Source organism: Bradyrhizobium sp. CIAT3101, from assembly GCF_029714945.1.
Taxonomy (GTDB): Bacteria; Pseudomonadota; Alphaproteobacteria; order Rhizobiales; family Xanthobacteraceae; genus Bradyrhizobium.
Map to the genome: position 1 here is coordinate 1,994,018 of NZ_CP121634.1, position 16,764 is coordinate 2,010,781.

16 protein-coding genes are annotated in these 16,764 nt (G+C 65.1%); 7 read left to right on the plus strand and 9 right to left on the minus strand.

What is annotated here, in order from left to right:
* Positions 1-106: 106 nt before the first annotated feature.
* A complete protein-coding gene (locus QA645_RS09265) occupies positions 107-1,780 on the plus strand; it encodes a mucoidy inhibitor MuiA family protein (protein WP_283049749.1) in 1,674 nt (557 codons plus the stop codon).
* A 193-nt stretch (positions 1,781-1,973) separates the two neighbouring features.
* On the opposite strand, the gene QA645_RS09270 is transcribed toward QA645_RS09265, so the two are convergent.
* Genes QA645_RS09270 through QA645_RS09285 form a run of 4 tightly spaced genes read right to left on the minus strand, consistent with a single transcriptional unit; the run spans position 1,974 to position 5,022 of the window.
* Positions 1,974-2,777, minus strand: coding sequence for a heme ABC transporter ATP-binding protein (locus QA645_RS09270; RefSeq protein WP_283049751.1), 804 nt, complete (start codon positions 2,775-2,777; stop codon positions 1,974-1,976).
* Positions 2,774-3,865 (minus strand): iron ABC transporter permease, encoded by a 1,092-nt coding sequence (locus QA645_RS09275; RefSeq protein WP_283049753.1) that lies wholly within the window; start codon positions 3,863-3,865, stop codon positions 2,774-2,776. Before QA645_RS09275 ends, QA645_RS09270 begins: the two co-directional genes overlap by 4 nt.
* Positions 3,862-4,809: a hemin ABC transporter substrate-binding protein gene (locus QA645_RS09280; RefSeq protein ID WP_283049755.1), complete on the minus strand. Its 948-nt coding sequence runs from the start codon at positions 4,807-4,809 to the stop codon at positions 3,862-3,864. Before QA645_RS09280 ends, QA645_RS09275 begins: the two co-directional genes overlap by 4 nt.
* Positions 4,810-4,815: 6 nt before the next feature.
* Positions 4,816-5,022 carry a hemin uptake protein HemP gene (locus tag QA645_RS09285; RefSeq protein WP_283049757.1) on the minus strand — a complete coding sequence of 69 codons (207 nt, stop codon included), beginning with the start codon at positions 5,020-5,022 and terminating at the stop codon, positions 4,816-4,818.
* Positions 5,023-5,269: 247 nt separating this feature from the next.
* Between QA645_RS09285 and QA645_RS09290 the strand changes: the two genes are divergently transcribed.
* The 6 genes from QA645_RS09290 (at position 5,270) to QA645_RS09315 (ending at position 10,669) form a co-directional block, all read left to right on the plus strand.
* Positions 5,270-7,633: a TonB-dependent hemoglobin/transferrin/lactoferrin family receptor gene (locus QA645_RS09290; RefSeq protein WP_283049759.1), complete on the plus strand. Its 2,364-nt coding sequence runs from the start codon at positions 5,270-5,272 to the stop codon at positions 7,631-7,633.
* A gap of 96 nt (positions 7,634-7,729) precedes the next feature.
* Positions 7,730-8,062: an antibiotic biosynthesis monooxygenase gene (locus QA645_RS09295; RefSeq protein WP_254133825.1), complete on the plus strand. Its 333-nt coding sequence runs from the start codon at positions 7,730-7,732 to the stop codon at positions 8,060-8,062.
* A gap of 24 nt (positions 8,063-8,086) precedes the next feature.
* Positions 8,087-8,590: a heme utilization cystosolic carrier protein HutX gene (gene hutX / locus QA645_RS09300; protein WP_283049762.1), complete on the plus strand. Its 504-nt coding sequence runs from the start codon at positions 8,087-8,089 to the stop codon at positions 8,588-8,590.
* Positions 8,591-8,609: 19 nt separating this feature from the next.
* Positions 8,610-9,386 carry a tonB-system energizer ExbB gene (exbB, locus tag QA645_RS09305; RefSeq protein WP_283049764.1) on the plus strand — a complete coding sequence of 259 codons (777 nt, stop codon included), beginning with the start codon at positions 8,610-8,612 and terminating at the stop codon, positions 9,384-9,386.
* A gap of 3 nt (positions 9,387-9,389) precedes the next feature.
* On the plus strand, positions 9,390-9,836 hold the full coding sequence (gene exbD / locus QA645_RS09310; protein ID WP_283049766.1) for a TonB system transport protein ExbD: 447 nt from the start codon (positions 9,390-9,392) through the stop codon (positions 9,834-9,836).
* Positions 9,836-10,669 (plus strand): energy transducer TonB, encoded by an 834-nt coding sequence (locus QA645_RS09315; RefSeq protein ID WP_283049768.1) that lies wholly within the window; start codon positions 9,836-9,838, stop codon positions 10,667-10,669. Before exbD ends, QA645_RS09315 begins: the two co-directional genes overlap by 1 nt.
* A 183-nt stretch (positions 10,670-10,852) precedes the next feature.
* Here the strand turns inward: QA645_RS09315 and QA645_RS09320 are convergent, their stop codons facing one another.
* From QA645_RS09320 to QA645_RS09340, 5 genes are all read right to left on the minus strand, one after another.
* Positions 10,853-12,208 carry an esterase-like activity of phytase family protein gene (locus QA645_RS09320; protein ID WP_254195204.1) on the minus strand — a complete coding sequence of 452 codons (1,356 nt, stop codon included), beginning with the start codon at positions 12,206-12,208 and terminating at the stop codon, positions 10,853-10,855.
* 109 nt (positions 12,209-12,317) lie between these two features.
* The gene (locus tag QA645_RS09325; protein WP_283053146.1) at positions 12,318-13,289 is read right to left on the minus strand and encodes an MBL fold metallo-hydrolase; all 972 of its coding nucleotides are present in this window, start codon (positions 13,287-13,289) and stop codon (positions 12,318-12,320) included.
* A 128-nt stretch (positions 13,290-13,417) separates the two neighbouring features.
* A complete protein-coding gene (locus QA645_RS09330) occupies positions 13,418-14,320 on the minus strand; it encodes a carbohydrate ABC transporter permease (protein WP_283049772.1) in 903 nt (300 codons plus the stop codon).
* The gene (locus QA645_RS09335; RefSeq protein ID WP_283049774.1) at positions 14,313-15,269 is read right to left on the minus strand and encodes a sugar ABC transporter permease; all 957 of its coding nucleotides are present in this window, start codon (positions 15,267-15,269) and stop codon (positions 14,313-14,315) included. Before QA645_RS09335 ends, QA645_RS09330 begins: the two co-directional genes overlap by 8 nt.
* A 132-nt stretch (positions 15,270-15,401) precedes the next feature.
* Positions 15,402-16,742, minus strand: coding sequence for an extracellular solute-binding protein (locus QA645_RS09340; RefSeq protein ID WP_283049775.1), 1,341 nt, complete (start codon positions 16,740-16,742; stop codon positions 15,402-15,404).
* Positions 16,743-16,764 lie beyond the last annotated feature (22 nt).

Genomic DNA, 16,764 nt, shown 5'->3' on the forward strand with positions numbered 1-16,764 from the left:
AACCCCAATCGAACCAGTTCCTTCCCTGCCGCGTCTCACCACGATGGCGTGGCATGTTTTCGCAGCGTCCGGCTGGCGGCGCGGCGATATCGGCAGGGAGAAGTTTATGCGCACGATCGCAAGATGTCTGGCGACGACGAGCCTGGTCCTGGTGACCACGGCGCTCGCCGCGCCCTCATGGGCCGCCGATGTGGACGCCACATCGGCCATCGACACCGTCACCGTCTATCCTGATGGCGCCACCGTCACCCGCGTGATCGCGGTCGATCTTGCCTCCGGCGACAGCACCCTGGTCGCGAAGGATTTTCCGCTCTCGCTCGACCCGTCCTCGCTCCGCGTCGAGGGTGAGGCGGGTACAAAACTCACCATCGGCACGATCGATGCGCGGCCGCCGCGTGCGGCGCCGCCGGTGAATCTCCCTGAGCTCGACAAGCGCATCGAGGCGCTCAAGGACGAGCGTGCCGATTTGCAAGGCGCGATCGATGCTGCGGCCGCCCGGCGCAAATTCGCGCAGCGTTTTGCCGAAGCCTCACCCGCCGGTCTCGGCGAGAAGGGCGAGGCGCGCCCGATCACCGAATGGCGCGCGGCCTTTACCGCCGTGGCCGAGGAAGTCGCGGCGGCAGAAACGGCGATCCGGGATGCCTCGCGAAAGCAGCGCGAGATCGATCGCCAGATCGCGCAACTCGAAGCCGACCGGTCGGCCAAGCCGCCCAGCAAGCTCGAGGTTCGCATCGACATCGCCTCCGCAGCCGCGACGAAGGCAACGCTGCGGGTCACTTATGCCGTGCGCAATGCGCGCTGGCTGCCGCTCTATGATGCCCGGCTCGACACCGGCGCCAAGGACCGCAAGCCGCAGCTCGAGCTGGTCCGTCGCGCCGAGGTCACGCAGTCGACCGGCGAGGATTGGTCGAATGTCACGCTCGGCGTTTCCACCGTCCGCATCGCCCGCGGCGGCAGCGCACCGGAGCTGGGCTCGCTGGTGGCGCAATATCCGCAGATGGTGCAACAGGACCTGGTGAGGCCAGCGCCGGCATCCGCACCCGTGTTGAGAAAGATGGAGCCTCCGTCCTTCGCGGCCAAGGTTGCCGACTCATCCGAGCTGCGCGAGCGCGCCGATGAACAGCAGGCCGCCGCTGAGATCGGCGGCTTTCAGGCGACCTTCAAAATTCCGGGCCGTGTCAGCCTCGGCGCAGCCGAGGGGGCCAAGAGCCTGCGCATCGCCTCGATGAGCGTGCCCGCTGACCTCGCGGTGCGCGCCGCACCGGTGCTGGACCCTACCGCGTTCCTCGAAGCCAGTTTCAAGCAGACCGACGACACGACGTTGCTGCCGGGCAAGGTCGCGATCTACCGTGACGGCGTCTTCGTCGGCCGCGGCAAGCTCTCGGCCTCGGCCAAGGACGATATCGTGCGGCTCGGCTTCGGCGCCGACGATAAGATCAAGATCGAGCGCGCGGTACTCAAGCGCAACGAGGGTTCGGCGGGCCTGATCGTGACGACGTCGAAGACCGACGAGCGTGCGTTCAAGACCACCGTCCGCAACGGCCACGACTTCCCGATCCACGTCGCGATCGAGGATCAGCTCCCGGTCAGCGAGAACGAGGAGATCGTCGTCGAGATGCTGCCGGCGACCACGCCGCCCACGGCAAAGGATCTCCGCGACAAGCGCGGCGTGCTGGAATGGTCGTTCGATGCCAAACCCGGTGAAGTCAAGGATATCAACTTCGCCTGGCGCGTCCGCTGGCCGAAGGACAAGAACATGGTGATCGTGCCGTCGGGCTAGGCTACGGTGCCGGCATGTAGCGAAGCGCGGCGCTTTCTTACCTCGCCCCGCTTGCGGGGAGAGGGTTGGGGTGAGGGGGAGTCTCCGCGGGGACGATGAGAGTTGCACTCGCGGAGAGTCCCCCTCACCCGGAATACGCGCTTTCAGCGCGCATTCCGACCTCTCCCCGCAAGCGGGGCGAGGGAGCGCACCTTCATCGCGGCGCAGGCACAACCGCGCGCATCGACTGCGGCAATATGTAAGGCACGCCGTCGGCCTGATGGACGACGGCGTCGATCTCGAAGATCTCGCGGATGGTTTCGCGGGTGACGATATCGCTGCGCGGGCCGTCGGCGGCGAGCTTGCCGCCGTTCAGCACGATCAGCCGGTCGGCAAAGCGGATCGCGAGATTGAGATCGTGCAGGATCGCGATGACCGCCGTGCCGCCGGCCGCGCGGCTGCGCGCGGCTTCGACCAGGTCGATCTGGTGGCGCAGATCCAGGCTCGAGGTCGGTTCGTCCAGCAGCAGCAGCCCGGGTCCGTGCTCCGCCTCGCCGCAGGCGAGCTGCACCAGCACGCGGGCGAAATGGGCGCGTTGCTGCTCGCCGCCTGACAGCGTCGGCAATTGCCGTTCGCGGAAATGCGACAGGCCGACTTCATCGAGCGCGGCGTCGACCAGCCGGCCCGCCTCGCGCGGGCTGCGATCGCCCGCGCCCATCAGCACGATCTCCTCGACGGTGAAGGGGAAGGTGACGTTGATGTGCTGGGACAGCATCACGCGGCGCGCGGCAAGTTCGCGGGGCGTATAGAGGTTGATGTCGCGCTGCTTCAGCTTGACGTCGCCCTCGCTCGGGTGGAGATCGCCGGAGAGCAGGCGCAGCAGGGTCGACTTGCCGGCACCGTTCGGGCCGATGATGGCAACCATCTCGCCGGCTGTGACGCCGAGGCTGACGTCATCGAGCAGCCTCGCGCGGCCGGCGCGCTTGCTTAAGCCCCGCGCCTCGATCACGGCGCTCATAGTGAGGCGAGCCCGCGTTGCCGCAGCAATATACCCAAAAAGACCGGTGCGCCGACCGCCGCGGTCAAAATGCCGATCGGCATCTCGGCCGGTGCCACGATGGTGCGTGCGAGCGTATCGGCGCCGACCATCAGGATCGCGCCCAGCAGCACCGAGGCCGGCAGCAGCAGGCGATGCGCGGGGCCGATGACGAGGCGCAACAGATGCGGCACGACGATCCCGACGAAGCCGATGACGCCGCTGATCGACACCGCGACGCCGGTCATGGCGGAGACCATCACGATCGCAATCCTTTTCAGGCGCTCGACATCGACCCCACCGTGAAAGGCATCGGCTTCGCCGAGCACCAGCAGATCGAGGCCGCGTGCGATGAAGGCGCAGGCGGCGAGCCCGGCCGCGAGGACAGGGGCGAGCACGGCGGCCTTGGTCCAGGTTGCGCCGCTCATCGAGCCCAGCATCCAGAACGTGATGTCGCGGAGCTGGCGGTCGTCGGCGATGAACACCAACAGCCCGATGCCGGCGTTGGTGATGGCGGTGATGGCGACGCCGGCGAGCAGAAAGATCGCGATCGATGTCCTGCCGGCACGGCTGGAGATGCCGTAAAGAATCGCGGTCGTGACCAGCGATCCCGCAAAGGCCGCGAGCGGCAACAGCTCGGTCTGGAGGAATTGAAATGCCTCGCCGAAGCGCGAATCGGTGAAGACGATCGCGCATGCAGCCGCGAGCGCGCCACCGCTGGAGACGCCGACCAGCGCCGGATCGGCGAGCGGATTGCGAAACAGCCCCTGCATGATCGCGCCGGCTGCCGCGAGCAGGCCGCCGACCATCGCGGTCGCCGCGATCCGGGGAATGCGGATCGACCACAATACGAGCTGGTCGCGCGCGGTGACGGTCGTCGCGGCGCCGTCCGCGACAAGGCCGAGCGCGGCCGGCAGCCGGGCGAGGGGAATGCCGGCCGCGCCGACGGTCAGCGCGACGATTGCGGTGGCGGCGAGCACGATGAGCAGAAGCGGAATCGCCAGCGATGCGGAGCGCCGTCCTGCGCGCCGTCGAGGTCCCCGTGCCTCGGTCTCGACCGCCACGCTCATTGCCGGCAATTCGCCGCCGACAAAGCCGACGTGAATGCGCCATCAGCCAGCGCCGGATAGAGCTTGACCGAGAGATCGCGCGCCGCCGCCGCCGTGCGCGGTCCGAAGCCGAGCAGATAGAGCCCGTCCATCGTCACAAAACTCTTGTTGGCTGCGACCGGCGTCAGGGCGAAGCCGGGATGAGTGTAGACCGCGTCGGCCTGGAGCGAGTCCTTGCCGCGCTCGATCGACAGCACCACGTCGGGCTTGGCCGCGACGATCGCCTCGTCGCCGATGATCTTGTAGCCGTCGTAATCGTCGACGGCATTGGCGGCGCCTGCGAGCTGGATGATCTCGTCGGCCGCCGTCTTGTGGCCCGCGACCATGGCGCGCCCGTTCTGAAGCGACATCACGAACATCACGCGCACCGGCTTGGTCACCTTGGCGCGCAGCGCGCGAAGCTGGGCGAGGTCGGCACTGACCGCAGTGCTCAGGCATTCGGCGCGGGTATCGACACCCATGGCATGGCCGACCAGCCTGATCTTTTCGATCAGGCCGTCCTCGGAGAAGGTCTCGGGCACCAGCACCAGCGGCACCTTTGCGGTATCGAGGAGATCCATGGTCTCGCGCGGGCCCGAGCCCTGGATCGCGAGGATCAGCGTCGGGTTGAGGCCGAGCACGCCTTCCGCCGAGATCTGGCGCATGTAGCCGACGTTCGGCTTGTCGTGCAGCGCGGCTGCCGGATAGAGGCTCGTGGTATCGACGCCGACCAGCCGGCTCTCGAGCCCGAGTGCATAGAGGATCTCGGTGATGGCGCCGCCGATCGCGACCGTGCGCGCGATGTCGTTGACCGCGACGTCACGGTTGCGTGCGTCATGCACGACGATGCCGGCCGCGTTGGCGGCGGGCGCGCGTGTGATCGTACCGGCCAGCAGCAGATACAGCAGGGTGCGACAAAATGTCATTGCGGTCTACTTCGTCAGGATCAGCTTGTTCTGCGAGGTCAGGCGGAGGCGATAGTTCTCCCCGCCGTGTGCGATCATGATCTCGCGCTCGGTGGCAAACAGCTCGCGGCTGTCGATGCGATTGCCCCGCATCATCAGGGTTCGCGTTGTTGCAGAAGGGTTTTCCACGTGCCCTCCGGCGTCGTTGATGCTGTCTCCGGATGCGGCTGACATGGGTCTTGCGATGCGCTTTCGAAATTTCAGGTGCTGCTTGTTTGTATAAGCGGCGTGAGGCGCATTCCAACCGCAGCAACTTACAATCGATATAAACTGCAACCCGACGTCATTGACCGTCAGAGTGTTGCCACGTTACCAAACAGGACGATGCGGGCTGGGGGCCCGCACACAAATAGCCAGCCAGTCGCTCGCCTCGCGCTAGCGCACGCCAGCCAACAAGACACAAGATGATTGGGTTGGGTTTATGGCTGACGGGGCTAGGTATTCGCGCGCCCTGATTTTGGGCGCGTCGGTGGTTTCAATCGCGGCAATGGCGGCGGAGAGCAGTCTTGCGCAGACGGCGCAGCCGCAGGCCGAACAGGATTCGGCGGCAGGATCGAAGCAGGCCAAGCGCAAGCAGGCCAAGCCGCAAATTGCGCAGCAAGCCAAGCCTGCGCAGCAAGCCAAGCCTGACGTCATGAACGCTCGTGCCCAGGCCGGCGGCGCGGCGCCGGTGCAGACGCTCGACACCATCACGGTGGCCGCGACCAAGACCGAGGAGCGCGCGATCGACTCGCTCGCGCCGGTCTCCTCCGTCTCGCTCGACAAGATCCAGGGTTTGCAGCCGAACCGGCTGTCGGACATCTTCTATAACGTCCCCGGCGTGTCGTTCCAGGAGCGCGGCGATGATCCCGCGACCGTCATCAATGTCCGCGGCTTGCAGGATTTCGGCCGCGTCGCCGTCGTGGTCGACGGCGCGCGGCAGAATTATCAACGCACCGGTCACAACGCCAACGGCTCCTTCTTCCTCGACCCTGAATTGATCGGCGGCGTCGACGTGGTGCGCGGACCGACCGCCAACATCTACGGTTCCGGCGCGATCGGCGGCCTGGTCTCGTTCCGGACCAAGGATATCAACGACGTGCTGCGTCCCGGCGAGCGCTGGGGGGTCGATCTCTCAGGCTCCTACGGCTCCAACAACAGCCGCGGCCTCGGCTCGGTGTTCGGCGGCGTGCGCGCCACGCCCGACGTCGATATCTTCGGCGGCGCGGTCTACCGCACGCAGGGCAATTACAAGGACGGCAACGGCACCGAGATCGGCAACACCGGCAACCAGGTCGAGGCCGGGCTGATGAAACTGACGGTGCGCCCCGCGCTCGGCCACGAGGTCAAGTTCGGCGCCACGTTCCAGGACTATCAATACAGCATCGGCCAGATCAACCGAGGGCCGACGACATCGGCGGCGCTGATCGCGTTGAACCGTGGTTCGTCGGTCTACGCCTCCGATGCCAAGAACTACACCGGCACCGTCACGTGGAACTACGCGCTGCCGAGCGACAATCTGTGGGACTGGCACATGTCGGCCTACGCCAACCGCACCGAAAACGACCAGACCAAGACCTATGATTACGGCAACCCCACGGCCTATTGTAACGGCGGTCTCGGAAACAACATTTCGGGCTGCGTCGGTACCAGTCGTGCCTACAAGCTGAATACGTTCGGCTTCGATGCCAACAACACCACGCGCTTCGACGTTGCCGACTGGCGCAACGCGCTGACCTGGGGCGTCGATGCCTTCCAGGACGATGTCATCACGACCGACGGCCGCGGCAATTCCAACGTCACCACGCCGAGCGGCATCCGCACCGTGTCGGGCGGCTTCCTCCAGTTGAAGCAGAACTACGGCACCTGGTTCGAGGCGGTCAGCGCGGTCCGCTACGACCGTTACAATCTGCAGTCGGGCGGTACCAATACGGGCGGTGATCGCTTCTCGCCGAAGATCACCCTCGGCGTCACGCCGGTCCCGGGCTTCCAGCCCTATGTGAGCTACGCCGAAGGCTACCGCGCCCCGTCGATCACGGAAACGGTCATCTCCGGCGCCCACGCAACCGGTGGCGGACCGGCCCTGTTTGCCTGTCCGGACGGCACCTCCGGCGTGTTCTGCTTCCTGCCCAATGCGAACCTTCGCCCCGAGGTCGGCAAGAACAAGGAAGTCGGCTTCAATCTGAAATACGACAACATCTTCCGCGCATCCGACTCGTTCCGCGGCAAGATCAATCTGTTCCAGAACGACGTCAGCGACTACATCGACCTCGTGCCGTTCGGCTTCGTGGCGTTCCCGGGCTTTGGCTCGTTCGCCAAGTACTATCAGTACCAGAACATCGCCAGCGCCCGGATCCAGGGTTTTGAGGCGGAGACGATGTACGATGCCGGCGACTGGTTCGTCGGTGTCTCCGGTCACTACATCCAGGGCAAGAACGTCGCGACCAATGTCGGGCTTGCGACCATCACGCCGCGCAAGGTCGTCACCACGGGCGGTGTTCGCCTGCTTGATCGCACGCTGATCCTGACCGCGCAGTGGGCCTCGTACGGTCCGAACAACGATGTGCCCGCCGGCTATCTGCCCGCGACGGGATACGAGCTGGTCAATCTGTACCTGACCTACAACGCGACCAAGGACATCGTGTTCTCGGCCTCGATCGACAACCTCTTGAACCAGTACTACCGGCCCTACGCCATTCCCGGCAGCTCGGTCGACGGCACCACGCAGAACGACGTGCTGTGGTCGAGCCCGGGAGCGGGTCGGGTCTACAAGGCCGGCCTGAAGATCCACTTCGGAGGTGCGTAAGCCGCGCGTCGCAACGTCACCCACGTCCGCCGGGCCGCGCTGATGCTCCAGCGCGGCTTCGGCGTGTATTCGTTTCAATGAGAAGGAGAGACACTTATGTTCATCGCCATGAACCGGTTCCAGGTGAAGAAGGGCGCGGAGACCGCGTTCGAAACCGTCTGGGCCACCCGCGAATCCTATCTCGGCAGCATGCCGGGCTTCGTCGAGTTTCATCTCTTGAAGGGCCCTGAAGCCGAGGACCACACGCTCTATTCGTCGCACACGCTTTGGGTCGACAAGGCCGCGTTCGAAGCCTGGACCCGCTCGGACCAGTTTCGCCGCGCCCATGCGCGCGCCGACAATCAGACCGGCGAGAGCCTCTATCTCGGTCATCCCAAGTTCGAGGGGTTTGAGGTGATCCAGAGCGAGCGCAAGGCTGCGGCGGCCTAAGGCGGCGCAGATGAGGAGCCGGACATGCTGAGCACCGATCTCGCCGATCTCAGGGCGTACATGGCCGATAATCCCGGCGCGGTCATCGAGGACGTCGCGCGCGAGCGCAAGGTCACGCCGCGCGCCGTGATCGAGGCGCTGCCGTTGTCGATGCTGCGCATGGGCGGTGGCGAGCATTTCGCCGCCGCGATGCAGGACATCGCCGCATGGGGCGAGGTCACGCTGATCGTCCACACGGATGACGCGATCTTCGAGTTCACCGGCAGCATTCCGGCTGGCGAGATCGGCCGCGGCTATTTCAACCTGATGCAGCCGAAGGGCCTGCACGGCCATGTCCGCCACGAGCGTTGCGCCGGCATCGCCTTCGTCGAGCGGCCCTTCATGGGCAAGTCGTCCGCCTTCGCCGCCTTCATCAATGCCGACGGCGGCATCATGTTCAAGGTGTTCGTCGGTCGTGACGAGACCCGGGCGTTGCGTGCGGACCAGCTGCAACGGTTCCGGCAGCTGGCGGACCGGATCGCGGTGTAACGTCATTCAGGAGATCAGGATGCAGGGCAATCTTCGGCTTCGGCATGTGATCGCAACCATCGCGCTGGCGCTCGCGCCGACACCGGCCTTCGCGATCGATGAGGCGCTGCTGCCGCGCAATCTGTCGCCGTGGGGCATGTTCGTCGGCGCCGACATCGTCGTGAAGGCGGTGATGATCGGGCTGGCCTGCGCCTCGCTGGTGACCTGGACGGTGTGGCTCGCCAAGACCATCGAGCTGCGCCGCAAGAGCGCGCTGGCCGTGCAGCGGACGCGTGCGCTCGAAGGCAACATGAAGCTGGCCGAGGCGGCCGAGCGTGCGGGGGACGCGCACGATGCGGTGGCGCAGCTCATCCAGTCCTGCGCAAAAGAGGCGGAGCTGTCAGGCGGCATCGTCGACGACGGCCTGCAGGAGCGCGTGGCATTGCGGCTCGAGCGGGTCGAGGCGGCGATGTCGCGACAGATTGCGCGCGGCACCGGCGTGCTCGCGACCATCGGCGCCACGGCGCCGTTCGTCGGCCTGTTCGGCACCGTCTGGGGCATCATGAATGCCTTCATCGGCATCTCGGAGAGCCACACCACGAGCCTCGCCGTGGTCGCACCCGGTATCGCGGAGGCGCTGCTCGCCACCGCGCTCGGTCTCGTCGCCGCAATTCCGGCGGTCGTGATCTACAATCACCTGGTCCGCGGCATCGCCAATCATCGTGCCTTGCTCGCTGACGCATCCGCGCAGCTGATGCTGCTGGTGAGCCGGCAGCGCGATCACAGGGACTTCCGCCTGGCGCGGGCGGCGGAGTAGGCCATGGCCGCGAAGCTCGGCGCACGTATGGGATCCCCGCTCAGGCGCGGCGACCCTGGCGATCTCGACGTCGTCAATGAGATCAATGTCACGCCGTTCATCGACGTGATGCTGGTGCTGCTGATCATCTTCATGGTGGCAGCCCCACTCGCCACCGTCGACATCGGCGTCGAGCTGCCGGCGACGGCCGCCGAGCCGGCACCACGGCCGGACAAGCCGGTTTTCGTCACGGTGAAGCCGGATCTCGCGATCGCCGTCGGCGAAGACGTCGTGGCCCGCGACGCGCTTGGCACCTCGCTCGACGCCGCCACCAAGGGACGCAAGGACGAGCGCATCTATCTGCGCGCCGACAAGGCCGTTTCCTATGGCGACCTGATGGAGGTGATGAACACCTTGCGCAATGCCGGCTATCTCAAGGTCGCCCTCGTCGGCCTCGACGGACGCAGTTGATGACCACGGCCAACGCCTTTGCGCTGCATCAGCCGCTTGGCGAGCGTGAAACGACGCGCTGGAGCGTATCGGCCGCTGTCATCGTCACGTTGCATATCGCTGCCGCGCTGCTCACGATGCACTGGCTCAGGTCGCAGCCGGAGCAGGGCGTCACCCTGCCGGCGATCATGGTCGACATGGCGCCGATGACGTCGGCGCCGCAATCGACGCAAGACGAGGTCGCGCCGGGACCAGTTATGCAGGAGGCCGACGCCTCGCCACCGGAGCCCGTGCGGCAGCAGGCCGTCGAGGAGACAATCGCGCCGACGCCGCCGCAAGAGAAGCCGGACGTGGTGGCGTCGCCGGAGCAGAAATTGGAACCGACGCCGGCCAAACCTGAGCCCGCGAAGATCGTGCCGGTCGAAAAGCCTGCACTGGAGAAGCCGAAGGTGGTTCGTCGCGAGGCGAAAAAGCCCTCGGACGCGACGCCCGCACCGCGGACCAGCGCGCCGCCGCGTGCCGAGCGCGAGGCGCCGATGGCATCGGCCGTCAGCGCGGGCGCCGTGGCGTCAGCGATCGCGTCCTACAATCAGCGGGTTCGCGCACATCTGATGCGCTTCCATTCCTATCCGTCCGGCGGCAACGGCCAGCGTGGCGTCGCAAGGCTCAGCTTCAGCATCAGCCGCAGCGGGCAGGTGACATCGAGCCGTCTTGGCGGCTCGTCTGGCGTCGCCGCCTTCGACGCGCAGGCCATGTCGATGGTCCGCCAGGCCTCGCCGTTTCCGCCGATCCCGGACGAGATCAAGAACGGCTCGATGAGCTTTTCGATTCCGGTGGAGTTTACGGTGAGGTAACGAGCCGTCGCCACAAACCCAGCTGTCGTCCCGGACAAGCGCAAGCGCAGATCCGGGACCCATAACCACAGGACCGGGTTTGGCGAAGATTCGCCACCACCATCTCGCGCTACGACTCCACCCTGTGGCTATGGGTCCCGGCGTTCGCCGGGACGACAGCGGAGTTTGTAGCGCGTGAGAGCCTCACTTCGCCTTCAGGAAGTCGGCGACGTCGAGCAGCATGAACTCGTCGTCGTCGGCCTTGTTGGGATCGCGGCTCGACGAGAACGGCAGGTTGTTGTCGTTGCCGACGATGATGTGGGTGTCGTCGACGCGATCGACGTTCTCGATGGTGAAGAACGGGAAGGTGTAGACGCCGTCATTGAGCGGCTTGCGCGCCTTCTTGTCGGGATCCTGGATCTTCATGAGGTCGATATAGCCGATCTTGCGCACGGGCTTGCCGACATTGGCGTCGTTGAGCTCGATCTTGTAGACGCGCTTGAACTTGGCGACATCAGGGAAGCAGTTCTCGCCGCGCGTGCCCGCCGGGCAGGCCTTGTCGGGCGTGCCTTCGCCGTTGTCGCGCTCGATGACGAGGCCGGCGGAGGGATCAATCATGTTGAAGTCGCCGATGGCGTTGCCGTTCTGCTCGAACACATACTGCCAGTAGCGGCCGGTGAATTTTTCGGCGGCGACGTCGAATTCGAGGATGCGGGAGGCTTCCTTGCCGTCGACCCGCTCCCAATCCTTCTTGTCGGCATCCCACAGCGGGCCCTCGAGCAGACCGTAGAGGAATTTGCCGTCCTTCGACGAGGCAAAGCCTTCAAAGCCCTTGGAGCGGCGGAGATTGACGTTGGTGTAGGTCGCGCCCGGCGCGCCCGGTGTCGCCACCGCCCAATGGTCGGGCGAGCGCACCGGCTTGCCGTCGGCGATGGTCTCGAACACGGCGAGGATCTTGCCGGTCTTGTCGGCCTTCAGGACGTAGGGGCCGAACTCGTCGCCGATCCAGAAGGTGTCGCCGATGATCTGGAAGCCCTCGGTGTCGAAATCGGCGCCGGTGAGATAGCGCTTCTCGGTGTCCTCGTGGACGATGCGGAACGGTACCTTCTTGTCGGGGTCGTGCAGGAAGACGGTCCCTTCGCGCTCGATCTTGCCGCCCGCCCAATCCATCTTGTAGTGGTTCAGGTACAGCATCGAGTCCATCGAATTGGCGCGCGCGCCCATGCCGTTGTCGGTGATGACCCAGAAGCTGCCGTCGGGCATCTTCTTGATGCCGGAATGGCCCTGCAGCGGCTGCCCCTTGAACGGCAGCGAGACGCCGGTCGAACGTTCGAAGGATTTGCCCATCACGGTGCCGAGCGCGTCGACGCGCTTGCCGGTGGTGTATTTTCCCGAGGTCTTGAGATCGGCCGGCGCATCGGCCGGGGCATCGATGAAGGTCGCAGCCGGCATCACCACGTGGCCGGCGAGCTTGGCCGGGAATTCACCCTCGCTCTGTGCGAGCGCGGTGCTCGCGGTAAGAACGATCGTTGCGACGGTGCAGAGAAAAGTCGCGCGCATGTGCGTCTCCTGTTAGCGGACGACGCCTTATGCGGATCGCATATTGCAGTTTTGTGAAGCCGGGCCAAACGCCGCAGGCGCGGTTTATTCCCTTACCGCACGCGGCATCTCACGCGGTTTCGTAGACCAGTCTGGTGAAGAAGCCGGGGTCGACGAGGAACTGTCCCCACTTCGCATCGAACGCGGCGGTTGGCTTGGCCGCAACCGTTTCGTCGCGTGTCTTTCCCTGCTTCTTGAGATTGCCGACATTGTCCCTGATAGCGACCAGCATGTCGCGGAAGCCCTGAAGCTCGGCCTTGTTGCTGACGGGCTTGCCGTGACCGGGGATGATGATGGTGTCGTTGTTGGCTGCTGCCAGATTGGCATCGGAGGCCGCAATCATGCCGTCAATGCTGCCGCCGGTCGAATGGTCGATGAAGGGATAGATGCCGTTCCAGAAGGTGTCGCCGGCATGCAGAATATTGGCCTCGGCGAACATGACCGAGATGTCGCCGTCGGTGTGGGCGGGCCCGTAATATCTCAGCGCGATCGACGCTCCGTTGAGCTTGAGGTTCTGCTCCTTGGTGAAGACCTCGGCCGGCACCGCGCTGGCGGGCAACGCAAGGAAATTGTAGTCCCAGTCTTCGACCCGTTGAACGACGGAAAGATGCTTGCGGGTGTTTTCGTGGGCGAGGATCTTCGCGCCGGCAGCGCTCAGCCATTCATTGCCGTCGGCATGATCGAAGTGCCAGTGTGTGTTGATCAGATGCGCGATCGGCTCGCCGCCGAGTTCGGCAAGCGCCTTGCTGAGCTGTGGGCGCGAGACGCCGATGCCGGCATCGACCAGAAGCTTGCCGTCCGGTCCGGTGAGGACGGCGATGTTGCCGCCGGATCCCTCGAGCGCGCTGATATTGTTGCGCAGCTTGTAGGTCTTGATCGGGGATGTCGCCGCGCTGTCCTTGATCAGGCTGACGAGGCCGCGCGCTTCTGCGTAGGCCTGCCGCGGGCTGAGCCATCCCCCCGTTGCGGCGAACGCGGCGCCGCCGACGCAGCACAGGCAGAAGCCGCGTCGGGACATTGACTGGAGCTTTGGCGATCCCATGTGATGCTCGCTTTCTGGAGCGAGGACAATTGCGGCCACGGTCGCTCCGCCGTTGCCGCGGCAAGGTGCGACCGGGGCAGACCACAGTCTATCAGGACCGCACGATCGCTTACGCTTGCGGTGGCCCGTTACTCCTTCACCGCGCCGGTCAGCGAAGACACGTAATAGTCCACGAACAGCGAGTAGAAAATCGCAACCGGCAGTGAGCCGAGCAGCGAGCCCGCCATCAGCGCGCCCCACTGATAGACGTCGCCGGTGACGAGCTCGGTCAGGATCGCGACCGGCACGGTCTTGTTGGCGCCGCTCTGGATGAAGGCGAGCGCGTAGATGAACTCGTTCCAGGACAGCGTAAACGAGAAGATGCCGGCCGAGATCAGTCCGGGCACCGCGAGCGGCAGCGTGATCCGCCGCAGGATCTGCAGCCGCGTCGCGCCGTCGACCAGCGCGCATTCCTCGAGCTCGTAGGGGATCGACTTGAAATAGCCGATCAGCAGCCAGGTGCAGAACGGTACCAGGAAGGTCGGATAGACCAGGATCAGGGCCAGCGGCGAGTCGAACAGGCCGAACTGCACCACCACGGTCGCGAGCGGGATGAACAGGATCGACGGCGGCACGAGATAGGCGAGATAGATGCCGAGGCCGACATACGGACTGCCGCGGAAGCGCAGCCGCTCGATTGCGTAGGCCGCCAGCGTGCTCGCGATCAGCGACAGCGTGGTCGAGCCGACCGCGACCAGCATCGTCGTCCACAGCCAGCGCGGATAGGCGGTGTCGAATAACAGGTGCTTGATGTGCGCCAGCGTCGGCGAGGTGATCCAGAACGGATTGTGCTCCTTGTAGTTCATCAGCTCGGCGTTCGGCTTGAACGACGTGATCGCCATCCAATAGAACGGAAACAGCAGGATCAGCACGAAGCAGCCGAGCGGCAGATAGATCATCATCAGCCGGCGCAGCCCGGAATCCCAGGCCATGGTGTCGGGTGCCGCTTTTGCGTCCGCGACGGCGGAGGGTTGGGCGACGGTATCAGTCATTGGCCTCTCCCTGTTGCCACTTGCGGCGCGCCAGGCCGAAATAGGAAAACAGCGTCGCGAACACCAGGAACGGGATCATCGACACCGCGATGGCCGCGCCTTCGCCGAGCTCGCCGCCGGCGATGCCGCGCTGGAACGCCAGCGTCGCCAGCAGATGCGTCGAGTTGCCCGGCCCGCCACGGGTGATGGCGTAGACCAGCTGGAAGTCGGTGAAGGTGAAGATGATCGAGAAGGTCATGACGATGGCGAGGATCGGCATCATCATCGGGAAGGTGATGTAGCGGAAGCGCTGCCAGGCGCTGGCGCCGTCGAGCATGGCGGCTTCGTAGAGCGAGGGCGAGATGGTCTGCAGGCCCGCCAGCAGCGAGATCGCGACGAAGGGAATGCCGCGCCAGATATTGGCCGCGATCAGCGAGAACCGCGCCGGCCAGGGCGAGCCGAGGAAGTCGATATTGGTCGTGCGCCAATGCAGCACATCGACCAGAAGATAAGAGATGATCGAGAATTGCGGATCGTAGATCCACCAGAACGCCAGCGCCGACAGCACCGTCGGCACGATCCAGGGCAGCAGGATGATCGCGCGCAGCAGGCTCTTGAACGGAAAATGGTTATTGAGCAGCAGCGCGAGCCAGAAGCCGAGCGCGAACTTTCCGAAGGTCGCGATGCCCGTATAGACCACGCTGTAGAACACCGCGTTCCACCACAAGGGATCGGTGAGCAGGTACTGGAAGTTCTCCAGGCCTATGAACTCGCCCTTCCGTCCGATCGTGGTGTCGGTGAAGGCGAGCCAGAGGCCGAGCCCGAGTGGATAGGTCAGGAAGACCGCGAGCAGCCCGATCGCGGGTGCGAGGCACATCACGACCAGGAACGGCTTGTAGTCGAACAGGCGCACCAGCCAGTTCGGTTGCCGCTGCACCAGTACGGGTGAGGAGAGGGTGGTCACGGACATCAGGGCGTTGTCCTGTCGTTGAAGGTCACCACACCCGTCATTGCGAGCGAAGCGAAGCAATCCAGTCTGTCTCTGCAGCCGCAGTCTGGATTGCTTCGTCGTTTCACTCCTCGCAATGGCGGTCGCTCTGTCTTACTTCTGCCGCCTAAAATACCGCTTGCAGCGCTGCTCGGCTTCTGCGGCGGCGGCCTCCGGTGTGGCCGCGCCGGTCGCAACCGACGCGAACATCTGGATCAGCACGTAGTCGGCGCTGACCGCACCGGTCGCCGTCGAGATCGGGCCCGCATAGCCGTCGTAATAGGTGCTGTTCATGGTGTCCTTGAACAGCTTCACCTTCGGATCCTGCGACCACACGGCGGCCTCGGCATAGGCCGCGAGCGGCTGCGCCCAGTAGCCGGAGTTGGCGTTGAGCCACGGCTCGTACTGGTCCTTCTCCAGCATGAATTGCAGGAAGGCCTTTGCGGCGTTGGGGTACTGGCTGTGCTTGAACACCATGGCATTCAGCGTCAGGCCCGCCATCGGCGAGACCTTGGCCACGCCCTTCGGCAGCAGCTGATGCTCGCTGTCGTCGGCGATCGCCTTGGTCGCGGGGTCGTTCTTCAGCGAGAAATACAGCGAGACGCCGTTGGCGGTCAGCGCGATCTCCTGCGCGGCATAGGCGCGGTTGTTGCTGACGTCGTTCCACGAGGTCGTGCCGGCGATGAAGGTCGGGTAGAGCTGCTTGACCCAGTTCAGCGCGGCAATCGTCTCCTTGCTGTTGATGGTGACGTCGCCCTCTTCGTTGAGCAGGGCGGCATTGTGCGACCACAGCGCCCAGCTCGCAAAGCCGTTGCCGTCGCCCTTGGCGTTGCCGAGCGCGAAGCCCGCCGGCTTGCCGGCCTTTTGCAGCTTCTGGCAGAGATCGAGGATGCCGGCATGGTCTTCCGGCACCTTGTCGAAACCGACCGATTGCAGGATCGACTTGCGGTAGATCAGCGGACCGGCGGTCGCACCGAACGGCAGTCCGATCCAGGTGTCGCTCTTGTTCTTCTTGCCGTAACGCTGCGCCAGCGGCAGCCAGCCACCGTAACGCTTGCCGGCGTAATCGGCGACGTCGGTCAGCTCGATCAGCTTGTCGATATAGATGTGCGGTGCGTCGGAGAAGCCGATGATGATGTCGGGGCCGGCGCCGGAATTGGCGGTGACCGCGGTCTGCTGGTTGATGTCCTCCCAGCCGACGAAATCGACCTTGACCTCGACGCCGGTCTCTTTGGTAAACTTGGCCGCATTGGCGCGGAACACGTCCTCGTCGGCCTGGACGAAGCGCACCGGCCGCAGCATGCGCAAGCTTGCGCCCTTCTCGATCGGCAGTTTCGGCGCGGGGACGTCGGCGGCCTTGATGTTCGATGTTTGCGCTGCAGCACCAGTGGCGGCGAACGTCGCAGCAGACAGGCCCAGCGCCAAGGCATCACGACGTGTGATGTCGTTCCTCATCAGTTCCTCCCTATGATGTCTC

Coding starts and splice junctions, on each gene's coding strand:
- QA645_RS09315 (WP_283049768.1), top strand. CDS start 9,836: ATGACCACGGCCAACGCCTTTGCGCTGCATCAGCCGCTTGGCGAGCGT.
- exbB (WP_283049764.1), top strand. CDS start 8,610: ATGCAGGGCAATCTTCGGCTTCGGCATGTGATCGCAACCATCGCGCTG.
- QA645_RS09340 (WP_283049775.1), bottom strand. CDS start 16,742: ATGAGGAACGACATCACACGTCGTGATGCCTTGGCGCTGGGCCTGTCT.
- QA645_RS09290 (WP_283049759.1), top strand. CDS start 5,270: ATGGCTGACGGGGCTAGGTATTCGCGCGCCCTGATTTTGGGCGCGTCG.
- QA645_RS09330 (WP_283049772.1), bottom strand. CDS start 14,320: ATGACTGATACCGTCGCCCAACCCTCCGCCGTCGCGGACGCAAAAGCG.
- QA645_RS09275 (WP_283049753.1), bottom strand. CDS start 3,865: ATGAGCGTGGCGGTCGAGACCGAGGCACGGGGACCTCGACGGCGCGCA.
- QA645_RS09320 (WP_254195204.1), bottom strand. CDS start 12,208: ATGCGCGCGACTTTTCTCTGCACCGTCGCAACGATCGTTCTTACCGCG.
- QA645_RS09280 (WP_283049755.1), bottom strand. CDS start 4,809: ATGACATTTTGTCGCACCCTGCTGTATCTGCTGCTGGCCGGTACGATC.
- QA645_RS09325 (WP_283053146.1), bottom strand. CDS start 13,289: ATGGGATCGCCAAAGCTCCAGTCAATGTCCCGACGCGGCTTCTGCCTG.
- QA645_RS09270 (WP_283049751.1), bottom strand. CDS start 2,777: ATGAGCGCCGTGATCGAGGCGCGGGGCTTAAGCAAGCGCGCCGGCCGC.
- QA645_RS09295 (WP_254133825.1), top strand. CDS start 7,730: ATGTTCATCGCCATGAACCGGTTCCAGGTGAAGAAGGGCGCGGAGACC.
- QA645_RS09285 (WP_283049757.1), bottom strand. CDS start 5,022: ATGTCAGCCGCATCCGGAGACAGCATCAACGACGCCGGAGGGCACGTG.
- exbD (WP_283049766.1), top strand. CDS start 9,390: ATGGCCGCGAAGCTCGGCGCACGTATGGGATCCCCGCTCAGGCGCGGC.
- QA645_RS09265 (WP_283049749.1), top strand. CDS start 107: ATGCGCACGATCGCAAGATGTCTGGCGACGACGAGCCTGGTCCTGGTG.
- QA645_RS09335 (WP_283049774.1), bottom strand. CDS start 15,269: ATGTCCGTGACCACCCTCTCCTCACCCGTACTGGTGCAGCGGCAACCG.
- hutX (WP_283049762.1), top strand. CDS start 8,087: ATGCTGAGCACCGATCTCGCCGATCTCAGGGCGTACATGGCCGATAAT.